The sequence below is a fragment of the Pseudarthrobacter sp. C1 genome (assembly GCF_034720455.1).
In the GTDB taxonomy this organism is placed as follows: Bacteria; Actinomycetota; Actinomycetes; order Actinomycetales; family Micrococcaceae; genus Arthrobacter.
This window is the reverse complement of sequence record NZ_JAYESK010000001.1, coordinates 1-16,542: the sequence shown is the minus strand read 5'-3', so window position 1 is coordinate 16,542 and position 16,542 is coordinate 1. Positions and strand designations below refer to the sequence as shown.

The window sequence follows — 16,542 nt, the reverse complement described above, 5'->3', positions numbered from 1 at the left end:
CCGGCGCTTAGTCTTCGATGATGGCAATGACAGCGCCGGCAGACACTGTTTCGCCGGATGATGCCTGGAGCCCGATGATGGTTCCCGAGCGGTGCGCGGTCAGCGGCTGCTCCATCTTCATCGCCTCGAGGACCACCACCAGGTCTCCCTCGGTCACAAGGTCGCCGTTCGCGACGGCGACCTTCACGATGGTGCCCTGCATGGGGGAGGTGAGGGCGTTGCCGGTGGCGGCAGCCGGGCCGCCGGAGCGTGAGCGCTTCTTCGATTTGGCGGGCTTGGCTGCCGTTGCCGCCCCGCCCGTTCCCAGGGAACCGAGGGAGGCGGGCAGGACCACCTCGAGCCGCTTGCCGCCCACTTCCACCACCACGCGCCGGCGCTCTTCCGCGCCGTCGGTGTCAGCAACTCCGTCGGGCGTCCAGGCCGGAAGGTTGTTGACGAACTCTGTCTCGATCCACCGGGTGTGGATCTTGAACGGGCCCTCGGCCGGGGCGAATGCGGGATCGGAAACCACCGCGAGGTCGAACGGGATGACGGTGGGAATGCCCTCCACCACCATCTCCTCCAGGGCGCGGCGGGCCCGCTGCAGGGCCTGTGGCCGGCTGGCGCCCGTCACGATCAGCTTGGAGAGCATGGAGTCGAAGTTGCCGCTGATCTCGTCACCCTGTTCGATGCCCGAGTCGATCCGGACTCCGGGGCCAGTGGGATTCTTCAGCACGCGCACGGTGCCGGGAGCCGGCATGAAGTTCCGGCCCGGGTCTTCACCCGTGATGCGGAATTCGATGGAGTGGCCGCGCACCTCGGGGTCGCCGTAGCCGAGCTCTTCGCCACGTGCCAGCCGGAACTGCTCGCGCACCAGGTCGATGCCGGTGACTTCCTCGGAAACGCAGTGCTCCACCTGCAGGCGGGTGTTGACTTCCAGGAAGGAGATGGTGCCGTCCTGTCCCACGAGGAATTCGCAGGTGCCGGCGCCCAGGTAGCCTGCCTCCTTGAGGATGGCCTTGGAGGATTCGTAGAGGCGCCGGTTCTGGTCCTCGGTCAGGAACGGGGCGGGGGCCTCCTCCACCAGTTTCTGGTTGCGGCGCTGCAGGGAGCAGTCGCGGGTGGAGACCACCACGACGTTGCCGTGGGCGTCAGCCAGGCACTGGGTTTCCACGTGCCGGGGGGCGTCCAGGAAGCGCTCGATGAAGCATTCGCCGCGGCCGAAGGCGGCGGTGGCTTCGCGGACGGCCGACTCGTACAGTTCGGGGATTTCTTCCCTGGTCCGGGCCACCTTGATGCCGCGGCCGCCGCCACCGAACGCGGCCTTGATGGCCACCGGCAGGCCGTACTGGTCCACGAAGTCCAGGATCTCCTCGGCGGACTGCACGGGGTCGGCGGTGCCGGGAACCTGGGGGGCGCCCACTTTTTCGGCGATGTGCCGGGCCTGGACCTTGTCGCCGAGGGCAGAGATGGCTTCCGGCGACGGGCCGATCCACGTGATGCCGGCGTCGATCACGCGCGCGGCGAATTCGGCGTTTTCGGCAAGGAAGCCGTAGCCGGGGTGGATGGCGTCGGCGCCGGACTGGAGGGCGGCGTCGATGATCTTGTCCATCACCAGGTAGGACTCGGCCGCGGTGTTCCCGCCCAGGGCGTAGGCCTCGTCAGCGAGGCGGACGTGCAGGGCGTCACGGTCCGGGTCCGCGTAGACCGCCACGGAGGCGATGCCTTCATCACGTGCGGCGCGGATGATGCGGACGGCAATTTCACCGCGGTTGGCGATCAGCACCTTCGTGAGGGTCGACTGCGTGGTTCCTGCGGACTGCTCCAAATTTGCTGACAAGGCGTCTCCTTCTTTCCTTCAGGGAGCCTAGCGCGGTTTTGAGGGTTCCGCCGATATTACTTGCGGAATCCGCGTGTAAACGCTCCAGCCTTTGTAGGGAAGCTACAAGACGCTACGAAATGCGGCGCTTTTACCGCGCCGGGCGGGGCTCCGCTCAAGCGGGCCAGAGGTCGGTGATGCGCACGTTCGCCGAGGCCAGCAGGTCCCGGAGGGTGGAGACGGAAAGCCCGACGACGGTGTGCGGGTCGCCGTCGACCTTCCGGATGAACGCCCCGCCCAGGCCGTCGATGGTGAAGGACCCGGCGCAGTGCAGCGGCTCGCCGGTGGCGATGTAGGCATCGATCTCGGCCGGTTCCATCTCCAGGAAGGAGACCGCGGCGGAGGCAACCGTCCCCAAAGTGGCGCCCGAACCCTGTTCCCCGCCGCCGTCGTCGTCCGGATCGGTGTCCCGGCAGTCCACCAGCCAGTGGCCCGTGTGCAGCACCCCCGTGTTGCCGCTCATCCGCAGCATGCGCTCACGGGCCACGGCGGCGGTGTACGGCTTGCCGTGCGCCTCGCCGTCGAATTCGAAGACGGAATCGCAGCCAAGGACCAGCGCCCCTTCTGCTTCCGGGAGGGCGGCCACGGCTTCGGCCTTTGCCCGGGCAAGCAGCAGCGCGGTGTCATGGGGGTCGGTAACGCCGTACCGGGCCTGGACGGCGTCCTCGTCCACGTCCGAGACCAGGACGGTGTGGCGGATGCCGGCCTCGGCCAGGAGTTTGGTGCGGGCGGGCGACTGGGAGGCGAGAATCAGGCGGGGCACGGTTCCAGCCTAGTGGACCAGTTCCCCGGACGCCCGTGCGGCCTCGGGCCGGCTGAGCTTGGCGCCCTCCACGTCCACATCCGGCAGGATCCGGTCCAGCCAGCGGGGAAGCCACCAGGACTTTTCGCCCAGCAGGTACATCACGGCCGGAACGATGGTCATGCGCACCACGAAGGCGTCCAGGAGCACGCCGAACGCCATCGCGAAGCCCAGCGGCCGGACCATGGTGAGGTGGCTGAAGATGAAGCCGGCGAACACGCTGACCATGATGATCGCGGCGGCGGTCACCACGGCGGCCGCGTGGCGGAAGCCCACCCGGACGGCTTCCTTGGCCGAGGACCCGTGCATGTAGGCCTCGCGCATCCCGGAGGCGATGAACACCTGGTAGTCCATGGCCAGGCCGAACAGCACGCCGATCAGGATGATGGGCAGGAAGCTCAGCACGGCGCCGGGGTTGGCGACGTCGAACACGCCACCCAGCCAGCCCCACTGGTACACGGCCACCACCGCACCGAAGGCAGCGGCGAGGGACAGCAGGAAGCCGCCGGTTGCCAGCAGCGGCACCACGATGGAGCGGAACACCAGCAGGAGCAGGACCAAGGAAAGTCCGACGACGATTGCCAGGTAGGGCGGCAGGGCGTCGCCGAGCTTCGTGGAGACGTCGATGTTGCCGGCGGTCTGGCCGGTGAGGCCCATGGCGACGCCATACTCGGACTGGATGTCGTCATTCAGGCCGCGAAGCTCCGAGACGACCCGGACGGTGCTGGCGCTCGCCGGGCCTTCCTCGGGGATGACCTGGAACACCGCGGTGCGGCGGTCCTCGCTGAGTGCGACGGGCACGGCGGCCACCACGTTGTCCACGGCACGGAGCTTGTCCGCGACGTCGTACTGCAGTGCCTGCGCCTGGGCCTCGTCCAGGTTTTCCGGGAACTCACCCACAGCCACGATGGGGCCGGTGACGCCTTCGCCGAAGCTCCGCGCGGTCAGGTCGTAGGCCTGGTAGGCCTCGGAGTCCACCGGCTCCGAGCCGCCGTCGGGCAGTGCAAGCTGCAGCTGGGTGGCCGGGAGCGCGAGGGTGCCGAGGAGGAGCACCCCGGCCAGGAGCGCCACGATGGGGTGCCGGGTGACCAGGCCGCCCCAGCCGTGCGTGCTGCGTTCGCGGTCCTTTGCCTCATCGGCTGCTTCATGGCCGGGTTCGGCGTTGTGGGCCTCGGCTTTGGCCCAGGCCCGCCGGGAGATGATGCGGCGCCCGATCAGGGACAGCATGGCCGGAGTGAGGGTGATGGCCACCAGGACAGCCACTGCCACGGTGCCGGCCGCGGCCAGGCCCATCACGGCGAGGAAGGGCAGCCCGGGAACCACCAGGGCCGCAAGGGCGATGATCACGGTCAGCCCGGCGAAGACCACCGCATTGCCGGACGTTCCGGTTGCCCGGGCCACGGATTCCTCCGGATCCATTCCGGCGAGCAGCTGGGTCCGGTGCCGGTTCACGATGAACAGGGAATAGTCGATGCCGACGGCCAGGCCCAGCATGAGGGCCAGCATGGGTGAAATGGAGCTCATGTCGAACAGGCCGGACAGGGCGAACGTGATGCCGACGCCGATGCCGACGCCCACGATCGCCATCAGCAGCGGCAGCCCGGCGGCAACCAGGGTGCCCAGCATGAGGATCAGGACCAGGGCCGCGACGGCGATGCCAATGACCTCGGCCGCGCCGAAGAGTTCGGAGATGTCCTCGGTGATCTCCTTGCTGGCATAGGCGGTCACGCCGGCAGCGGAAGCTTCGTGGGCGATGTCCTGGACCTGCTGGCGGACCTCCGGGCTGAGGCCATTGATGGAGGTGTTGAACTGCACCTGTGCCACTGCCGCGCGCCCGTCCTCCGACACGAAGCGGATGGCGGACGATGCCTCGGCCTGGCGCTTGCCCAGCTCGAGCTTTGCCTTGCCCGCTTCCAGTTCCCGGGTGCCGGCTTCGAGCCGGGCCGGCCCTTCGGCAAGTGCTGCCTTTTGCTGGCCGAGCCGGGCTTCGATCAGGGCCGCCGGGGCGCCGGCCGCCGCCAGCTGCTGTTCCGCTGCGGCGAGCTGCCCCTGCCCGGCTTCAAGCTGGGCGCGGGAGGCGTCCAGCTGTGCCTGGCCTGCGGCAAGCTGCTGCTCGCCGTCGGTGATGGCATGGCCGGCCTGGTCCACCTGGGCCTGGGTGGCGAAGGGATCCACGGTGCCGCGGACACCCTGCACGGTCTTGAGCTTCTCCAGGGCCTCAGAGACGGCGGCCCGGCTCCCGGCGGTGAAACCGCCGTCGGGCGCTTCAAAGACGATGGTGGCGGTGCCTCCGGACGCCGAGGGAAGCTCTTCCTTCAGCTTGTCCGCGATCCGCTGCGTCTCAGTGCCTGGGATCTGGAAGTTGTTGGAAAGTGTGCCGTGGAAGGCTGCGGCGGAACCACCCACGGCCACCAGGGCGGCAAGCCACAGTGAGATGACCAGCCAGCGCCGGCGGTAGGAGAATTTGCCCAGGCGGTACAGGAACAGTGCCATGCGAGGAAACCGATCTGATCAGGAGGAACGGGTGGCGGAAGAGGATGGGGCAGGTGCACTGCCTGTGGTGAAGCCTGAGCCGAGCAGTGCCATGGCGTCGATCAGCAGTTGCCGCAGCTCGGCCAGGGATGCCGGCGAGAGGTCCGCGCCGCGGCGGGCAAACCAGACCTCCATTGCCGCCTTGCCGCAGGAGATGACGGAACCGGCCAGGGCACGGAGGTAGAGCTCGTTTTCGGCGCCCGGAGTGGCGGCAGCCCGGCTGCGTGCCACGGCGGTGATCTGTTCCCGGCAGTGGTCCCATGCTTCCAGTTCGGAGTGGGACATAAGCGTGCTCTGCTGGGTCAGGGTGAAGAGTTCTGCCAGCGGGGCCACTGTCATGGGGTCCGCCAGCGCCATCAGGGCCTCCTGCGCCGACTGCAGGATGGGCTCCTCCGCGGGCCGGAGTTTGAACTGCTGTATCGCGTTATCCAGGAAGCCATGGGTGATGGAGGCCAGGGCGGCGTCGGTGCTGCCGAAGTAGTTGAAGAACGTCCGGCGTGAAATCCCGGCGGCGTCTGCGATGTCCTCAACCGTGAAGTTGCCGGGGCCCTTGGTTCGCAGGAGGCCCAGTGCGGCGTCGGTAATGGCCTGGCGGGTGGCCGCCTTGTTCAGCTCGCGGCGCGATGGTGCGGCCGGTGGCGGGACGGAGGTTCCCTCTTGGACAGACTCTGCAGAAACAGTCACCCGTTTACACTATGTGCAACTTTGCACTCTGCGCAACTTACTTTCACAGGAGAATGAAAGGTTCCGAACAGGCCCCGCATGACTTGCTGCCCAATTCTGGAAGTGTCCCGAAAAGGACCAATCATTAGCAGCCGTCACCCGACGGCGGATCCAGGAGACACGTAATGTCACGCACAAAGAAGATGACCCTTGGCCTGTCAGCTACGGCGCTGGCCCTTGGTGCCGGTATCGGAGTTGCCGGCATGGCCTCCGCCACCACCGCACCCGCTCCCACGCCCAGTGCCAGCTCCAGCGCGTCCCCGGACGGGAGCACCGGCACCGCTCCCGGCGGAGGCATGGGCAAGCACGGCCGGGGCGGCGAACGGGGCGTAGCCCAGGCAGCCGCGCTCGCCGGGAAGCTGGGTGTCGACGAAGCCAAGGTGGCCGAAGCGCTCCAGGCCTTCCGCGAAGCCAATAAGCCTGCCACGCCGCCTGCGGAGGGGGAGAGGCCGGACCCCGCCGCCCGCGATGCCGCGCTGGCCAAGTCGCTTGCCGAATCGCTGGGCATCGAGGAGTCCAAGGTCACTGCTGCTCTGGAGGAGCTCCGCACGGAGAGGCAGGCCGCGAAGGCTGCGGCCCTCAAGACGCGGCTGGACCAGGCCGTCACGGACGGAAAGCTGACGCAGGCCGAGGCCGACGCTGTCACCAAGGCGGTGGAAAACGGCATAATCGGCGGCGGCGGTCACTGACGCGGCCATGACGCCAAGTGGGCCAGCCGCCTAACGCAGTAGAAGTTCCCGGGAAGACTTCCCGGGAACTTCTACTGTGTTGTTGCAGGGGGTGAGCAGAGGCCCTTAGGCCTTCGCGTCGTCCAGTTCACGCGAGGCGGTGTCCGTGGCGGTTCCGTCGGACGGGGCATCGGTATCAGCGCCGGCAACAGAATCGTCCACGAAGGGCGTGCCGTTGCGGGGAGCGTTGTACAGCTGCTCGTCGAGGATGCCCTGGCGCTTGGCCACGATGGTGGGGACGAGTGCCTGCCCGGCCACGTTCACTGCGGTTCGGCCCATGTCCAGGATGGGATCGATGGCCAGGAGGAGTCCGACGCCGGCCAGCGGCAGTCCCAGCGTTGACAGCGTCAGCGTGAGCATCACCACGGCTCCGGTGGTTCCCGCGGTGGCAGCGGAACCGAGGACGGACACCAGAGCGATCAGCAGGTACTGGGTGAAGTCCAGCTGGATGCCGAAGAACTGGGCCACGAAGATCGCGGAGATGGCGGGGTAGATGGCGGCGCAGCCGTCCATCTTGGTGGTGGCGCCCAGCGGAACGGCGAAGGAGGCGTAGGCACGGGGGACGCCCAGGCTTCGTTCGGTGACGCGCTGGGTCAGGGGCAGGGTTCCCACGGAGGAGCGGGAGACGAAGGCCAGCTGGACGGCAGGCCACACGCCCGAGAAGTACTGCTTGACGGAGAGGCCGTGGGTGCGGACAAGGATGGGATAGACCGCGAAGAGCACCAGGGCAAGGCCCGCGTAGATGGCGAAGGTGAACTTGCCGAGGGCCCCGATGGTGTCCCAGCCGTAGACAGCCACCGCGTTGCCGATCAGGCCCACGGTGCCCAGGGGCGCGATGCGGATGATCCACCAGAGCACCTTTTGGATGACAGCCAGTGCGGAGGCGTTCAGGTTCAGGAACGGTTCGGCAGCCTTGCCCACCTTCAGCGCGGCAACGCCGACGGCGATGGCAATCACCAGGATCTGGAGCACGTTGAAGCTGACCGAGGTGGTGACGGCGCCGGACTCGGCAACGGTGGAGCTGGCGCCCAGTCCCAGGAAGTTCTTGGGGAACAGGCCGACCAGGAAGGCCCACCAGTCACCGGACTTGCCGGAGTACTTGGCTTCCTGGGTGATGCCCGTGTTGGCGCCGGGCTGCAGGAGAACGCCCAGCCCGATGCCGATCAGTACGGCGATCAGCGACGTGATGGCGAACCACAGCAGGGTGTTCCAGGCCAGCTTCGCGGCGTTGGACACCTGGCGAAGGTTGGAAATGGAGCTGACCACAGCGGTGAAGATCAGGGGTACGACGGCGGTCTGCAACAGGGACACATAGCTGGAGCCGATGGTCTGCAGCGTGGCGCCGAGGCCGTTCGGGGCTGCCTTGGTGCTGCCGGTGTACTTGGCCAGCAGGCCGAGGCCCAGCCCCACGATGAGGGCGGCGATGATCTGGACGCCGAACGAGCCGGCCCACTTGGGCAGCTGGAAGCCGGTCTTCCCGGCAGGGGAGGGGGTGCTTGTCTGAGTGCTCACCCGAACACGCTAGAGCCACCCCGAATACCACGGCGAACGAACATTGAGAAATATTACGCGGCCATCGATTCGGCCTGCGCCTAAAAACCCCGGGAAATCAAGGTTGTACAGCGGCCATGTTACTTATTCCCTGCCTGAGTGTGCTTAACATCTCGCGCGATACGGCAAAAGGCCCGACGTGGGTGCCTTCCGGCAGCTTGCGTCAAAGCGACGAAGGAGCAGCAAGCAGAGGAAGGCACCCTCGGCGGGCCCGGGCGACTGCGGAGCCAGAGCTAGGAAAGCAGCGCACGCCTCAGGGTGTCCAGTCCTACGGAGCCGATGTTCAAAGCCCTTGTGTGGAACTCTTTGAGGTCGAAACCGGGGCGGGCTTCGAGTTCGGCGCGGATCTGCTCCCACAGGCGCTGGCCAACTTTGTAGGAGGGCGCCTGGCCGGGCCAGCCCAGGTAGCGGGTGAACTCGAAATTCAGCTGGCCTTCACTGATGGGCAGGTTCGCCTTCAGGAATTCATATCCCTTGTCCGGGGTCCAGGTGCCGGAGCCCCAGCGTTCCGGCATCTCCAGTTCAAGGTGGACGCCGATGTCGAACACCACGCGGGCGGCGCGCATCCGCTGCATGTCCAGCATGCCCATGTGGTCGCCCGGGTCGCTCAAGTAGCCAAGTTCCTGCATCAGCTTCTCGGCGTACAGCGCCCAGCCTTCGCCGTGGCCCGAAGTCCAGCACACGTTGCGCCGCCACTTGTTCAGCAACTCGCGGCGGTAGGTGGCGGTGGCCACCTGGAGGTGGTGGCCCGGGACGCCCTCGTGGTAGACCGTGGTGGTTTCGGCCCAGGTGGTGAACGTGTCCTCACCGGCGGGGACTGACCACCACATGCGGCCCGGCCGGCTGAAGTCGTCGGACGGGCCGGTGTAGTAGATGCCGCCCTCGTCGGTGGGGGCAATGAGGCATTCCAGCGTCTTCATGACGTCGGGGATGTCGAAGTGGACGCCGGCAAGCTCGGCCACGGCTTTGTCGGAGAGTTCCTGCATCCACCGCCGCAGCGCGTCCTTGCCCTTCAGCTGGCGGGCGGGATCGTTGTCCAGGATCTCCTTGGCCTCGGCGATCGTGGCGCCGTCCTTGATGGTGTGGGCCACCTGTTCCTGCTCGGCGATGAGCCGGTCCAGTTCCTCCACGCCCCACGCGTAGGTCTCTTCGAGGTCCACGGCGGCGCCGAGGAAGGACCGGGAGGCGAGGGCGTAACGGGCCCGGCCCACGGCATCCTTTTCGGGCGCTGCGGGCAGCAGCTCTGCGCGGAGGAAGTCCGCCAGCCCGGCGTAGGCTGCCCTGGCGGCGGCAGCACCGGCGTCGAGCTCTTCCCGGATGGCTGCGGGCAGCGGCCCGGCGGCAGTGGCTGCCCCCGCCGCCAGCTTCGCGAAGAAGCCATCCTCCGCGGCGTACTTCGTCACCTGCCCAATGACGATCTTCACCTGGCGGGCGGCGGCCACCCGGCCGGCGTCCTTCGCCTGCCGCAGGGATTCTGTATACCCGGCGATGGCGCCGGGTACGTTGGACGCGCGGCCGGCAATATGCCGCCAGTCCTGTTCGGTCTCCGTGGGCATAAGGTCGAAGATCGCCCGGATGTCCTGGGCGGGGGAGGCAATGTTGTTCAGGTCGGCGTAATCCCATCCCGAGGCGTGGATCAGCAGCTGCAGGCCCAGCCGCTCCCGCATGGCGTCCAGGGTGACCGCGTCAACGTCGTCCTCCGGCTCGAGGCCTTCGAGGTCAACCAGGGCCTTCCGGGCGGCCTCCGCGAATTCGGCGATGCCTGCGGGGGAGAAGTCCTGGTATTCGGTTTCGTGTCCGGCAAGGCCAAGGGTGGTGGCGAAGGACGGATTGAGCCTGATGAGCGTCTCGGTGTAGTCATCTGCGACGGCGTCAATCCGGGTGTGCGGGCGGGCGGCAGGAGAAGTGTCTGTAGTCACACTCCGAGACTAGCGCCCGGAATCCGGGAAGGCCTGCCTTTCAGCCGCGGCTTCGCTTCCACGCTCCGGGGCCGGGGGTGGGCTCCAGCCTCAGCTGCTGGCGGCGGACCCAGTGCCGCACCGGCGGCTTCTCCGTCTCCGCCTGTTCTGCACCGCCCAGGGAAAGTACGACGGCGGTCAGCGCCGCCAGTTCCTCGGCGGTGGGCTGCCCCTTGACGATGGACAACAGGGGTTCAGCGGGTGCCTCGGTTTCGGCAGCCTTGGCCACCGGCTTTTCCGCGTTCACAGCGGGATGTTCCCATGCTTCTTGGCGGGGAGGCTGGCGCGCTTGTCGCGCAGGGCACGCAGGCCCTTGATGATCTGCAGCCGCGTCTCGGACGGGGCGATGACGGCGTCAACGTAGCCGAGCTCAGCCGCCTGGTAGGGGTTGAGGAGCTCTTCCTCGTACTGCCGGATGACCTCGGCGCGCCGTGCTTCGACGTCGCCGCCGGCCTCCGCAACCGCCGCAAGGTCGCGGCGGTACAGGATGTTGACGGCACCCTGGGCACCCATCACGCCGATCTGGGCGGTTGGCCAGGCGAGGTTGAGGTCGGCGCCGAGCTTCTTGGAGCCCATCACGATGTAGGCGCCGCCGTAGGCCTTGCGGGTGATCACGGTGAGCTTGGGAACCGTGGCTTCGGCGTAGGCATACAGGAGCTTGGCGCCGCGGCGGATGATGCCCTGGAATTCCTGGTCCTTGCCGGGCAGGAAGCCGGGAACGTCCACCAGGGTAATGATGGGAATGTTGAACGCGTCGCAGTGGCGGACGAACCGGGCAGCCTTTTCCGAGGCGGCGATGTCCAGCGTGCCGGCGAACTGCAGCGGCTGGTTGGCGACGATGCCCACCGTGTGGCCCTCCACCCGGCCGTAGCCGATCATCACGTTCGGCGCGTAGAGGGCCTGCATCTCCAGGAAGTGGCCGTCGTCCACGATCTGCTCAACCACGGCGCGCATGTCGTAGGGCTGGTTGGCGGAATCAGGGACCAGCGCGTCCAGGGCGAGGTCGTCGTCGTCGAGCTCCAGTTCCTGCGTGTGCTCCAGGACGGGCGCCTCCGAAAGGTTGTTGGACGGCAGGAAGTCCAGCAGTTCGCGCACGAACTCGATCGCGTCCGCTTCGTCCGAGGCAAGGTAGGTGGAGGTGCCCGTGGTGGCATTGTGCTGCCGCGCGCCGCCGAGGGTTTCCATGTCCACGTCCTCTCCGGTGACCGTCTTGATGACGTCCGGTCCGGTGATGAACATGTGGGAGGTCTTGTCCACCATCACCACGTAGTCGGTCAGCGCGGGGGAGTAAGCGGCGCCGCCTGCCGACGGGCCCATGATGAGCGAAATCTGCGGGACCACGCCGGACGCGTGGACGTTGTTCCGGAAGATGTCCGCAAACATGGCCAGCGAGGCAACGCCTTCCTGGATGCGTGCTCCGCCGCCGTCCAGGATGCCCACCACGGGGCAGCCGTTGCGTAGCGCAAACTCCTGCACCTTGACGATCTTTTCGCCGTTGACCTGGCTCAGCGACCCGCCGTAAACCGAGAAGTCCTGGCTGTACACGGCCACCAGGCGCCCGTCCACGGTGCCGTAACCGGAAACCAGTCCATCGCCGAGCGGCTTCTTCTTCTCCATGCCGAACGCGGTGGAACGGTGTACTGCCAGGGCATCGAATTCAACGAAGGAGTCCTGGTCGAGGAGGAGGGCAATGCGCTCCCGGGCTGTGTTCTTGCCGCGCGCATGCTGCTTTTCGATGGCTTCGGGACCGGAGGGCTGTTCGGCACGCGCCTGGCGGTCGCGGAAATCGGCGATCTTTCCCGCTGTCGTTGTCAGATCGTGGCTCATCAAGTATCTCCGGCTCTGTAGCAGATTGATTCTGTGGTGCTGTGAATGCTGGCGGGCTGTGGCACTGAGGTTTAAGTAGCTTCCACACAACAGGCGAACCCTGCTGGCAAGTCTAGTGACGCTTCCGGCGGCTGCGGCTGTAGGGAACCTACAATTTTCTGTGCCGTCATCAGCAGCAGCGCCATGTTACTTGCCGGTAACTTAGTTGGGTTACAGTGGTGCCATGACTTCGAGCAATGACGCTTCGCGTGCCCTCGGCGGACCCTACCAGGCTGCCGGTTCACTCAAGGGGAGGACCATCCTCATCTCCGGCGGGAGCAGGGGTATCGGCCTGGCAATCGCCCTGCGCGCGGCGCAGGACGGCGCCAATATCGTGCTGATGGCCAAGACGGGGGAGCCGCACCCAAAACTGGCCGGGACTGTCCACACAGCTGCCCTGGAACTGGTGGAGGCGGGCGGACAGGCGCTTCCCCTGGTGGGTGACGTCCGGAATGACGACGACGTCGCGGGCGCCGTGGCGGCAGCAGTGGAACGGTTCGGGGGCATCGACGCCGTCATCAACAATGCTTCCGCCATCGACCTTTCCCGGACCGATGACGTGGACATGAAAAAGTACGACCTCATGCAGGACATCAATGTCCGCGGGACGTTCCTGATGTCCAAGCTGGCACTCCCGGCGCTCCGGGCCTCCGACCAGGGCCACATCCTTACGCTCTCCCCGCCACTGAACCTCGATCCCCGCTGGGCGGGAAAGCACCTTGCCTACACCATGGCAAAGTACGGGATGAGCCTTACAACCCTCGGCCTTGCAGAGGAGCTGAAGGCTGACGGAATCCGGGTTAATTCGCTCTGGCCGCGCACCCTCATTGATACCGCTGCCATCAGGAACATGCCGCACGGGGAAAGGATCGTCCAGGCCGCCAGGGGCGCGGAGATCATGGCGGACGCAGCCCATGCCGTGCTTACGGGCTCCAACCTCACGGACGGCGGCCGGCCAAGCGGCAACTTCTACACGGATGAGGAAGTGCTCGCGGCAGCCGGGGTCACCGACTTCCGGCCGTACAGCCTTGGCGCTCCCGAAGACCAGCTGGTGCCGGACATTTTCCTCTAGCCTCCGCTTCCCCTGGCCTCCGCCGTCGTCCTTCCGGTTCCCGCGGGCCGGCACGCCGGGCTGCCAGGACTAAGCCGGGTCGGTAGAGTTTAGCTATGGATGACGCACATGCCCCCGGCACGCCACTGGACCGGAGGGCCCTCGCGGACCAGCACTTTCTGTCCGCGGCCGGCATCCCGCGGCTCGACGTTGTTAACTCCACCGGCTCCACCAACGCCGATCTCCTTCGCTCTGTCACCGTGGAGCCTTCGGCCTGGCCGGACATGTCAGTGCTGACCGCGGAGTACCAGACGGCGGCCCGCGGCCGCCTGGACAGGCGCTGGGAAGCGCCGCCCCTGAGCTCTGTCTCCGTTTCCGTCGTTCTGCGGCCGGCCAACGCCGAAGGAAGGCCGCTTCCCACCCAGAGCTATTCCTGGCTTTCCCTCATCGGCGCCCTCGCGCTGCGGGAAACCCTCCTGGAAACGGCCGGCCTGCCTGCCGAGTTGAAGTGGCCCAACGACGTCCTGGTGCGCGGCAGGAAGATCGCGGGAATCCTGGCCCAGCTGGGCCCCATGGTGGACGGCTCCGCGCCCCCGGTCATCCTGGGAACCGGTTTGAATGTCACCCTCCAGGCGGCCGAACTCCCGGTCCCCACCGCCACGTCGGTGGTGCTGGAGTCACCGCGCACTGCGGACCGTACGGAGCTGCTGAAGAGCTACCTTCTGCACTTCGCCGTGCTCTACCGCGGCTTCTGCAACGCCGACGGCGACCCGGCGGCAGGCCTGGCCGGCGGCCCTTCGCTGCACAAGCGGGTGGAAGCCGTCCTGACCACCCTGGGCAAGCAGGTGCGGGCGCAGCTGCCGGGCGACCACGAAATTATCGGCCACGCGACCCGCCTCGACGAGTATGGTTCACTGCTGGTGGTGGACCGCGAGTCCAAGGAGCACGTGGTAACGGCCGGCGACGTTGTGCATTTGCGTCCGTGGCATTCCCCGGAGGGTTCCGGCCAGGGCGGTTATGCGTAAAGACCTCGTTCCGGGCGAGCAGGTGATTGTCACCACCCGCCCGCAGCCGAGGAAGCTGGCCGGGGCAGCTGCGGCCTTTATATTTTCACCGGCGCTTGCCGCGTTCGCTTCCGCCTGGGCAACCCGCGGGGAGGCGGCCAAGCTCATTCCCGCGCTGACTCCCCGGTGGACGCCGTGGCTGGTGGCCGGGTTTGCCTTGGCGGTGGCGGGGGTCTGGCTGGGTTATTGCCTGCCCCGGCTGCTGCGGTGGCAGGGCACCAGGTACACGCTCACCAGCCGGCGGCTCGTTGCCCGGTCCGGCATCCTGCGGCGACGGGACCAGCAGGTGAACCTGGCTTCGGTGCGCAACCTGACTGTCCATGAATCGGTACTTCAGCGCCTGTTGCGTTCCGGGAATATATCCTTGGAAACCGGGTACCAGGGCGTGGTGACATTCCAGGACGTGCCGGAGGTTGCCACGTTCCGGGATTTCATCCTTGATGCCATCGAGGAATTGCCCGACGAACATGACAGCCAGGCCGGCGGAGCAATGGACGATCCGGCCGGAGCTTTGCCCTGGGAATTGAGAGAAGGTGGACGGGATGAACGATGAGGACCAGCAGGAGCGCGTGGACTCCACCACACCCCCGCCCGCGATGGAGTCCCACCCCGCCACCGGCACCATGTCTGCCGAGCGGCTCGCCATGAAGGCTTTGGAGGCCAGGCTGCTGGGCGGCGAACGCAAGCTCCGGCGCCGCGAAGTCGCCGCCGGCGCCGGGCTGTCCCTGCTGTCCGCACGCAAACTGTGGCGTGCCCTCGGCTTCCCCAACTTCGGCGACGAGGATGTCGCGTTCACTGAACGCGACCAGGCCGCGCTCTCCACCGTGGTGGACCTGGTCCGCTCGGGGAAACTGACCGAGGAAGCCGCCATCTCCGTCACCCGCTCCATCGGGCAGATGACTGACCGGATGGTGGTGTGGCAGATCGAAGCCCTGGTGGAGGACATGGTCCATGAGCAGGGTGTTACCGACGCCGTTGCCCGCAAGCGCCTGGTCAATGAGCTTCCCGCACTGGTGGACGCCCTGGAAGAAATGCTGGTCTACTCCTGGCGGCGCCAGCTCAACGCAGGCGTCCAGCGGCTCGCGGTCCGGGCCGAAGCGGGCCTGCAGGCGAGCGAAGAGGGCCGGGAAGGCGACGAGGACGATGCCCCGCTTCCGCTGGCGCGCGCCGTCGGCTTCGCGGACCTTGTTTCGTATACCAGCCTGTCCCGCCGCATGAACGAAAAAACCCTGGCCCGGCTGGTCCAGCGCTTCGAGAACAAGTGCGCGGAGATCATCTCCGTGGGCGGCGGCCGGCTGGTGAAGACCGTGGGCGACGAAGTCCTCTACATCGCCGAAACCCCGGCCGCCGGTGCCGAGATCTCCCTGGCTCTTGCCCAGGCCTTCACGGAAGACGAAATCCTTCCCGAAGCACGGGTGGCCATGGTGTGGGGAAGGATCCTGTCCCGGCTCGGCGACATCTATGGCCCCACCGTGAACCTGGCCGCCCGCCTCACCACCCTCGCGGATCCCGGCACGGTGCTGGTGGACTCGATGACCGCCTCGGCACTGGAACACGACGAACGGTTCGTGCTGGAACCGCAGCCGCCCGAAAACGTCCGCGGATTCGGCGAAATCCGCCCCGTGCGGCTTAGCCGCGGGCTCGGCAAAGGCTTGGTGCTGGACTAAGGCCTGGGAAAGGCCGGAGGTTTATCCATTTGTTAGCCAATAGGGCTATATTTGTTGTGCCCGGCTGTTAAAGCCGGAAGCCGGCCGTCGCCGGGGTCTACTTGGGGGAACCGATCCATGAATCTTCGCGGGAAAGCACGCGCAAAAGGCGCCGTATCCGCACCCGCGTTCCGCCACAGGCTCTTCCGTTCCCGCCTTTTCGGCAGCACCGCATTTGGGCTGGCGCTCATTGTGCTGGTGGTTGGCGCGGTGCTGTATCCGGGGTTCAAGACCACCGAGGTGGAGTTGAACGACGGCGGGGTGTGGGTGGTCTCGAAGTCGAAGAATGCGGTGGGCCGGCTTAACTACCCCTCCCGCGTTCTTGATGGGGCGGTGACGCCCGCTTCGACGACGTTCGACATCCTGCAGGATGCGGGGGATGTGTTCGTCGATGATGAGACCGGGTCAACACTGAACCAGGTGTCGCCGGCGAACATGCGGCTGGGCGGGGATAAGCAGTTGCCGGGATCGGCGGACGTGAGCTTCGGCTCGGAGGTTATTTCCGTGACGGATGCGGCGTCGGGCAAGGTGTGGGCTGTGTCTCCGTCCACTGTTAATGGTTTTGACGAGGAAGCGTCGGAGCCCGTGATGGTGGGTTCGGAGGGCATTGTCTCGGCGGTCGGGGATGATGACCGGATTTACTCGGCGGACCCCAAGTCCGGCGCGGTGACGGTGACGGCTGTTGACGCCAACGGCGAGGTGA

At 66.9% G+C, this 16,542-nt stretch carries 13 protein-coding genes and 1 pseudogene; 6 read left to right on the top strand and 8 right to left on the bottom strand.

Annotation, left to right across the window (positions count from 1 at the left end; translation table 11 throughout):
- Positions 1-7: 7 nt before the first annotated feature.
- The 4 genes from U7114_RS00070 to U7114_RS00055 all read right to left on the bottom strand — a co-directional run bounded on the left by U7114_RS00070 (position 8) and on the right by U7114_RS00055 (position 5,876).
- Positions 8-1,819, bottom strand: a complete 1,812-nt coding sequence (locus U7114_RS00070; RefSeq protein ID WP_157238681.1) for an acetyl/propionyl/methylcrotonyl-CoA carboxylase subunit alpha — start codon at positions 1,817-1,819, stop codon at positions 8-10.
- Positions 1,820-1,973: 154 nt separating this feature from the next.
- Positions 1,974-2,621, bottom strand: coding sequence for a nucleoside triphosphate pyrophosphatase (locus U7114_RS00065; protein WP_321215773.1), 648 nt, complete (start codon positions 2,619-2,621; stop codon positions 1,974-1,976).
- Positions 2,622-2,630: 9 nt separating this feature from the next.
- Positions 2,631-5,153 carry an MMPL family transporter gene (locus tag U7114_RS00060; RefSeq protein WP_323056198.1) on the bottom strand — a complete coding sequence of 841 codons (2,523 nt, stop codon included), beginning with the start codon at positions 5,151-5,153 and terminating at the stop codon, positions 2,631-2,633.
- Positions 5,154-5,171: 18 nt separating this feature from the next.
- Positions 5,172-5,876 (bottom strand): TetR/AcrR family transcriptional regulator, encoded by a 705-nt coding sequence (locus U7114_RS00055; RefSeq protein ID WP_323056197.1) that lies wholly within the window; start codon positions 5,874-5,876, stop codon positions 5,172-5,174.
- 164 nt (positions 5,877-6,040) lie between these two features.
- On the opposite strand from U7114_RS00055, the gene U7114_RS00050 reads away from it, so the two are divergent.
- Positions 6,041-6,604: a hypothetical protein gene (locus U7114_RS00050; protein ID WP_323056196.1), complete on the top strand. Its 564-nt coding sequence runs from the start codon at positions 6,041-6,043 to the stop codon at positions 6,602-6,604.
- A gap of 105 nt (positions 6,605-6,709) precedes the next feature.
- Here the strand turns inward: U7114_RS00050 and U7114_RS00045 are convergent, their stop codons facing one another.
- The 4 genes from U7114_RS00045 to U7114_RS00030 all read right to left on the bottom strand — a co-directional run bounded on the left by U7114_RS00045 (position 6,710) and on the right by U7114_RS00030 (position 11,979).
- Positions 6,710-8,155: a dicarboxylate/amino acid:cation symporter gene (locus tag U7114_RS00045; RefSeq protein WP_323056195.1), complete on the bottom strand. Its 1,446-nt coding sequence runs from the start codon at positions 8,153-8,155 to the stop codon at positions 6,710-6,712.
- Between the two features lie 272 nt (positions 8,156-8,427).
- Positions 8,428-10,113: a DUF885 domain-containing protein gene (locus tag U7114_RS00040; protein WP_323056194.1), complete on the bottom strand. Its 1,686-nt coding sequence runs from the start codon at positions 10,111-10,113 to the stop codon at positions 8,428-8,430.
- Positions 10,114-10,153: 40 nt separating this feature from the next.
- Entirely contained in the window at positions 10,154-10,399 is a 246-nt protein-coding gene (locus tag U7114_RS00035) for an acyl-CoA carboxylase subunit epsilon (RefSeq protein ID WP_321215779.1), read from the bottom strand.
- Positions 10,396-11,979, bottom strand: coding sequence for an acyl-CoA carboxylase subunit beta (locus U7114_RS00030; RefSeq protein WP_323056193.1), 1,584 nt, complete (start codon positions 11,977-11,979; stop codon positions 10,396-10,398). Before U7114_RS00030 ends, U7114_RS00035 begins: the two co-directional genes overlap by 4 nt.
- A 223-nt stretch (positions 11,980-12,202) precedes the next feature.
- Between U7114_RS00030 and U7114_RS00025 the strand changes: the two genes are divergently transcribed.
- From U7114_RS00025 to U7114_RS00005, 5 genes and pseudogenes are all read left to right on the top strand, one after another.
- Positions 12,203-13,090 carry an NAD(P)-dependent oxidoreductase gene (locus tag U7114_RS00025; protein WP_323056192.1) on the top strand — a complete coding sequence of 296 codons (888 nt, stop codon included), beginning with the start codon at positions 12,203-12,205 and terminating at the stop codon, positions 13,088-13,090.
- 95 nt (positions 13,091-13,185) lie between these two features.
- The gene (locus tag U7114_RS00020; RefSeq protein ID WP_321215781.1) at positions 13,186-14,094 is read left to right on the top strand and encodes a biotin--[acetyl-CoA-carboxylase] ligase; all 909 of its coding nucleotides are present in this window, start codon (positions 13,186-13,188) and stop codon (positions 14,092-14,094) included.
- Positions 14,087-14,686, top strand: a complete 600-nt coding sequence (locus U7114_RS00015) for a PH domain-containing protein (protein WP_157238675.1) — start codon at positions 14,087-14,089, stop codon at positions 14,684-14,686. Before U7114_RS00020 ends, U7114_RS00015 begins: the two co-directional genes overlap by 8 nt.
- Positions 14,676-15,800, top strand: a complete 1,125-nt coding sequence (locus tag U7114_RS00010; RefSeq protein WP_321215783.1) for an adenylate/guanylate cyclase domain-containing protein — start codon at positions 14,676-14,678, stop codon at positions 15,798-15,800. The genes U7114_RS00015 and U7114_RS00010 overlap by 11 nt, the downstream gene beginning before the upstream one ends.
- Before the next feature lie 117 nt (positions 15,801-15,917).
- A pseudogene (locus U7114_RS00005) lies at positions 15,918-16,542 on the top strand (hypothetical protein); the annotation flags it as partial.

What these genes read in the sequence shown, in the direction of transcription:
- U7114_RS00060 (WP_323056198.1), bottom strand. Translation starts at nt 5,153, where the DNA reads ATGGCACTGTTCCTGTACCGCCTGGGCAAATTCTCCTACCGCCGGCGC.
- U7114_RS00050 (WP_323056196.1), top strand. Translation starts at nt 6,041, where the DNA reads ATGTCACGCACAAAGAAGATGACCCTTGGCCTGTCAGCTACGGCGCTG.
- U7114_RS00030 (WP_323056193.1), bottom strand. Translation starts at nt 11,979, where the DNA reads ATGAGCCACGATCTGACAACGACAGCGGGAAAGATCGCCGATTTCCGC.
- U7114_RS00025 (WP_323056192.1), top strand. Translation starts at nt 12,203, where the DNA reads ATGACTTCGAGCAATGACGCTTCGCGTGCCCTCGGCGGACCCTACCAG.
- U7114_RS00020 (WP_321215781.1), top strand. Translation starts at nt 13,186, where the DNA reads ATGGATGACGCACATGCCCCCGGCACGCCACTGGACCGGAGGGCCCTC.
- U7114_RS00015 (WP_157238675.1), top strand. Translation starts at nt 14,087, where the DNA reads ATGCGTAAAGACCTCGTTCCGGGCGAGCAGGTGATTGTCACCACCCGC.
- U7114_RS00010 (WP_321215783.1), top strand. Translation starts at nt 14,676, where the DNA reads ATGAACGATGAGGACCAGCAGGAGCGCGTGGACTCCACCACACCCCCG.